The sequence below is a fragment of the Streptomyces sp. NPDC046862 genome (genome assembly GCF_040704615.1).
Classification (GTDB): domain Bacteria; phylum Actinomycetota; class Actinomycetes; order Streptomycetales; family Streptomycetaceae; genus Streptomyces.
In genome coordinates, this window is the sequence record NZ_JBEYXP010000120.1 from 1 (window position 1) to 5190 (window position 5190).

General features: G+C 69.5%; 4 protein-coding genes and 1 pseudogene. 1 reads left to right on the plus strand and 4 read right to left on the minus strand.

Annotated elements, in window-relative coordinates; translation table 11 throughout:
- Positions 1-133 precede the first annotated feature (133 nt).
- Positions 134-1714 carry a methylmalonyl-CoA mutase family protein gene (locus AB0959_RS52815; RefSeq protein ID WP_366834184.1) on the minus strand — a complete coding sequence of 527 codons (1581 nt, stop codon included), beginning with the start codon at positions 1712-1714 and terminating at the stop codon, positions 134-136.
- A 255-nt stretch (positions 1715-1969) separates the two neighbouring features.
- Here AB0959_RS52815 and AB0959_RS52820 point away from each other — a divergent pair, with 255 nt between their 5' ends.
- Positions 1970-2848, plus strand: a complete 879-nt coding sequence (locus AB0959_RS52820; protein WP_366834185.1) for a L,D-transpeptidase family protein — start codon at positions 1970-1972, stop codon at positions 2846-2848.
- Positions 2849-3118: 270 nt separating this feature from the next.
- Here AB0959_RS52820 and AB0959_RS52825 read toward each other — a convergent pair whose 3' ends face one another.
- The 3 genes and pseudogenes from AB0959_RS52825 to AB0959_RS52835 all read right to left on the minus strand — a co-directional run.
- On the minus strand, positions 3119-3937 hold the full coding sequence (locus tag AB0959_RS52825) for an ABC transporter permease (RefSeq protein ID WP_366834186.1): 819 nt from the start codon (positions 3935-3937) through the stop codon (positions 3119-3121).
- Complete coding sequence (locus tag AB0959_RS52830) at positions 3934-4941, minus strand: ATP-binding cassette domain-containing protein (RefSeq protein WP_366834187.1); 1008 nt, start codon at positions 4939-4941, stop codon at positions 3934-3936. The genes AB0959_RS52825 and AB0959_RS52830 overlap by 4 nt, the downstream gene beginning before the upstream one ends.
- Before the next feature lie 30 nt (positions 4942-4971).
- Positions 4972-5190, minus strand: a pseudogene (locus AB0959_RS52835) (hypothetical protein); the annotation flags it as partial.

Here is a 5190-nt window from a genome sequence, read left to right on the forward strand (position 1 = left end):
GTGCCCTCCCCGGGGCTCCGCCCCGGACCCCGCTCCTCAAACGCCGGAGGGGCTGAAAAACTCAGCCCCTCCGCTGTTTGAGGACGAGGCCGTCAGGCCGACAGCGGGGGTCTGGGCGCGCAGCCCAGTGCGCTCAGAACGCGTCCGTCGGCACGTAGTTCCCCCACACCTCCCGCAGCGCGTTGCACACCTCGCCGACCGTCGCCCGAGCCCGCAGGGCCTCCTTCATCGGGTACAGGACGTTGTCCGTGCCTTCGGCGGCCTTCTTCAGGTCGGCCAGAGCGACGTCCACCGCCTGCTGGTCGCGCCCGGCGCGGAGCTTGGCCAGCCGCTCGGCCTGCTGGGCCTCGATGGCGGGGTCGACGCGCAGCGGCTCGTACGGCTCCTCCTCGTCCAGCTGGAAGCGGTTGACGCCGACGACCACGCGCTCGCCGGAGTCGGTCTCCTGGGCGATGCGGTAGGCGCTGCGCTCGATCTCGTTCTTCTGGAAGCCCCGCTCGATCGCGTTGACCGCGCCGCCGAGATCCTCGACCTTCGCCATCAGTTCCACGGCCGCGGCCTCGACGTCGTCGGTCATCTTCTCGATGACGTAGGAACCGGCGAAGGGGTCGACGGTCGCTGTCACGTCCGTCTCGTAGGCGAGGACCTGCTGGGTGCGCAGAGCGAGGCGCGCGCTCTTGTCGGTCGGCAGCGCGATGGCCTCGTCGAAGGAGTTGGTGTGCAGCGACTGCGTGCCGCCGAGCACCGCCGCCAGGCCCTGGACGGCGACCCGGACCAGGTTGACCTCCGGCTGCTGGGCGGTCAGCTGCACGCCGGCGGTCTGGGTGTGGAAGCGCAGCATCAACGACTTGGGGTTCTTCGCGCCGAACTCGTCCCGCATCACCCGCGCCCAGATCCGGCGGGCGGCACGGAACTTGGCCACCTCCTCCAGGATCGTCGTCCGGGCCACGAAGAAGAAGGAGAGCCGGGGCGCGAAGTCGTCGACGTCCATGCCCGCCGCCACCGCCGTACGCACGTACTCGATGCCGTCGGCCAGCGTGAAGGCGATCTCCTGCGCCGGGGAGGCGCCCGCCTCCGCCATGTGGTAGCCGGAGATCGAGATCGTGTTCCACTTGGGGATCTCGGCCCGGCAGTACTTGAAGATGTCCGCGATCAGCCGCAGCGACGGCTTGGGCGGGAAGATGTACGTGCCGCGGGCGATGTACTCCTTGAGCACGTCGTTCTGGATCGTGCCGGTCAGCTTGTCGGCGCCGACGCCCTGCTCCTCGGCCACCAGTTGGTACAGGAGCAGCAGCAGCGCGGCCGGGGCGTTGATCGTCATCGACGTGGACACCTTGTCCAGCGGGATCCCGCCGAACAGCACCCGCATGTCGTCGACGGAGTCGATCGCCACCCCCACCTTGCCCACCTCGCCGTGCGCGATGGGTGCGTCGGAGTCGTGGCCCATCTGGGTGGGCAGGTCGAAGGCGACCGACAGGCCCATGGTGCCGTTGGCGATCAGCTGCTGGTAGCGGGCGTTGGACTCCGTGGCCGTACCGAACCCGGCGTACTGGCGCATCGTCCACGGACGGCCCGTGTACATCGAGGGGTACACGCCCCGCGTGAACGGGTACGCCCCCGGCTCACCCAGCTTCTCCGACGGATCCCAGCCCTGGAGGTCGTCCGGACCGTACACCGGCTCGATGGGCAGCCTCGACTCCGACTCGCGCGCCATGGTGTGTGCCTCCGCGTTGCTTGGTTACTCGCTAGTACGAACGACCCTCGCTGACGGACTGTAGCGGCGGCCGTGCGACCGGTGGAGGGGCCCACGCTGGGACCTTGCTCACAAGGGTCCGCCCCCTACTCCGTTCCCCACAATGCGGCCGGGTTCGCAACCGGTCGCTCCCGGGGAACATCTCAGGTGACACAACCGGACATGAGCCGGACATGAGTCGGATCTCGGGGCACGGTGAGACAACGGGGGGCCGGTATGCGTATCAGGGGCATGCGGAGATCGGTTGCCGCGCTCGCGGCGCTCGTCACGGTCGGCGGATGCACGGCCCAGGCGGTGGACGTGAACAGCGGCCAGAGCCGGCCGATACGCATCGACGTCACGGCCACACCGAACGGCAAGCAGGGCGGGGAGAAGCCGGCCGGGGACACGCAGGACGGGGACAAGCCAGGTACCACCGCCCCTTCCACCTCTTCCACTCCTCCCGCCACTCCCGCTCCCCCGCCCCGGACTCTGTGGTCCCGGGGCGACAAGGGCCGGGACATACGCGAGGTGCAGGCCCGGTTGCGGCAGGTCGCCTGGCTGTACGACGGGCCCACCGGTGAGTACGACGACCTGACCGTTCAGGCGGTCAGGGGTTTCCAGGGCAAGCGAGGGCTGCCCCCGACCGGTGAGACCGACAGCGTGACCTGGGCCCGGCTGCTGAAGATGACGCGTGAGCCGAGCAAGTGGGAGCTGTACGCCTACGGCGGGCAGCCGGCCGCGGCGCCGGACCCGCGGTGCATGACGGGCCGGGTGCTGTGCATCAGCAAGACCAGCCGCACGCTGCGCTGGATGGTCGGCGGCCGGACGCTGACGACGGTCGACGTGCGGTTCGGCTCGCAGTACACGCCGACCCGCGAGGGCGTCTTCACCGTCTACTTCAAGTCCCGCCACCACGTGTCGACGCTCTACGACACCCCCATGCCGTACGCGATGTTCTTCAGCGGCGGTCAGGCGGTCCACTACTCGTCGGACTTCGCGGCCCGCGGCTACTACGGGGCGTCCCACGGATGCGTCAACGTGCGCGACGAGGCGAAGATCGCGCAGCTGTTCGCGCAGGTGCGCAACGGGGACAAGGTCGTCGTGTACTGGTGAGCCGGCTGACCTGCGGTTTTGCGGGACGGAAGATTTTTTTTCGGTGGGGTGTGACGTTTTCGGACGCCGGAGCGCAGTACTCAGTGAGCCGACTGGTCATCGGCCGTCGCACAGAGCCGGGGTTCCCCCCGTACTCACGGCTCAGTGCACATCGGCGCGGGCGGGACACGTTCCCCCGGTCCCGCCCGCGCCCATCAGTTCCCCCGCATCTCCTACGACGCGTCAGGCGTCGCTTTCCTATGCCTGCTGTGGTGCGGATCACAACGGCGGTTACTTCGGGTCCTCGTTGAACTTCGAGGTCGACCAGAAGTAACCCAGCACCGCGAGGCCCAGGCACCAGGCGACGGCGAGCCACCCGTTGTGGCCGATCCCGGTGCCGAGGAGCAGACCGCGCAGGGTCTCGATCGCGGGCGTGAACGGCTGGTACTCGGCGATCGGCTGGAACCAGCCCGGCATCGCGTCGACCGGGACGAAGGCGCTGGAGATCAGCGGCAGGAAGATCAGCGGCATCGCGTTGTTGCTGGCGGCCTCGGCGTTGGGGCTGATCAGTCCCATGCCGACCGCGATCCAGGTGAGCGCCAGGGCGAAGAGCACGAGCAGCCCGAACGCCGCGAGCCACTCCAGGGCGGTGGCATCGGTGGAGCGGAAGCCGATGGCCACACCGACGGCGCCGACGAGGACCACGCTGATGACCGACTGCAGCACGCTGCCGATGACGTGCCCGATGAGCACGGAACCGCGGTGGATGGCCATCGTGCGGAAGCGGGCGATGATGCCCTCGGTCATGTCGTTGGAGACGGAGACCGCGGTGCCGATCGTGGTGCTGCCGATGGTCATCAGCAGCAGGCCCGGGACGAGATACGCGATGTACTCGGAACGGTCCGCGCCGCCGCCGCCGATGCCCGCGCTCATGGTGTCGCCGAAGACGTAGACGAAGAGCAGCAACAGCATGATCGGCGTGAGCAGCAGGTTCAGGGTGAGGGACGGATAGCGCCGGGCGTGCAGCAGGTTGCGGCGCAGCATCGTGGACGAGTCGCGCACGGCGAGGGAGAGGCGGGCCGGGCGGGCGGGAGCGAGAGGGGCACTCATCTGGCGGTCTCCTTGGGCTGGTTGGGCCGGTTGGGCTGGGTGCGCTGGTTGGGCTGGGTGCGCTGGTCGGGGATGTCGGCGCCGCCGGTCAGGGCGAAGAAGACGTCGTCGAGGTCGGGGGTGTGCACGGTCAGCTCGTCGGCCTCGATACCGGCCGAGTCCAGCCGGTCGAGGAGGGAGCGCAGCTCGCGCTGGCTGCCGTCGCCGGGGATCTGGAGCGCGAGGGACTCGTCGTCCCGGGACGCCTCGCGCAGGGCGGAGGCGGCACTCCGGTACGCGGCCGGCTCGGTGAAGCGGAGCCGGACGTGTCCGCCGGGGACGATCCGCTTCAGCTCGTCGGCGGTGCCCTCTGCGGCGATCCTGCCGTCGTTGAGCACGGCGATGCGGTCGGCGAGCTCGTCGGCCTCCTCCAGGTACTGGGTGGTGAGGAAGACGGTGACGCCGCCCGTGACGAGTTCGCGGATGATCTGCCACATGTTGTGCCGGGAGCGCGGGTCGAGGCCGGTGGTCGGTTCGTCGAGGAAGATGATCCGCGGGTCGCCGACCAGGGTCATGGCGATGTCGAGGCGGCGCTTCATGCCGCCGGAGTAGGTGGAGGCGGGCTTCTTGGCGGCCTCCGTGAGATCGAAGCGCTCCAGCAGCTCGGCGGCGACCTGCCGCCCCTCGCGCTTGGACAGGTGGTGCAGGTCCGCCATGAGGAGCATGTTCTCCTCGCCGGTGATCAGGCCGTCGACGGCGGAGAACTGTCCGGTGACGCCGATCGCGGCGCGGACCGCCTGCGGGTCGGCGGCGAGGTCGTGGCCTCCGACACGGATCCCGCCCGAGGCGGGGTCGGGGGAGATGAGGGTGGACAGGATCTTGACGGCGGTGGTCTTGCCGGCACCGTTCGGGCCGAGCAGGGAGAAGATCGTCCCTTCGGGAACGGCCAGGTCGACGCCGTCGAGCACGACCTTGTCGCCGTAGGACTTGCGCAGCCCGTTCGCCGCGATGGCCAGGTTGGTCACGAGAGGTGCTCCTTCAGAGGATGCGGGCGTCTACAGGCTGCGGGCGGTGATGTCGCCGTAGGCAGTGGTCGCGTGGATGGTGAGGCCGGCGTCGGCGCCGTCGGTGTTCTTGAGCGTGTTGTGGATCCGGCCGTAGGTGGTGCCGGCGTCCAGCGCTGCTGAGACTCCGCGGGCGGCGCCGATGGAGATGTCGCCCTTCTCGGCGCGCAGGGCGACCGTGCCGCTCGCGGCCTCGGTGATGCGGATGTC

What these genes read in the sequence shown, in the direction of transcription:
- AB0959_RS52815 (WP_366834184.1), bottom strand. Translation starts at nt 1,714, where the DNA reads ATGGCGCGCGAGTCGGAGTCGAGGCTGCCCATCGAGCCGGTGTACGGT.
- AB0959_RS52820 (WP_366834185.1), top strand. Translation starts at nt 1,970, where the DNA reads ATGCGTATCAGGGGCATGCGGAGATCGGTTGCCGCGCTCGCGGCGCTC.
- AB0959_RS52825 (WP_366834186.1), bottom strand. Translation starts at nt 3,937, where the DNA reads ATGAGTGCCCCTCTCGCTCCCGCCCGCCCGGCCCGCCTCTCCCTCGCC.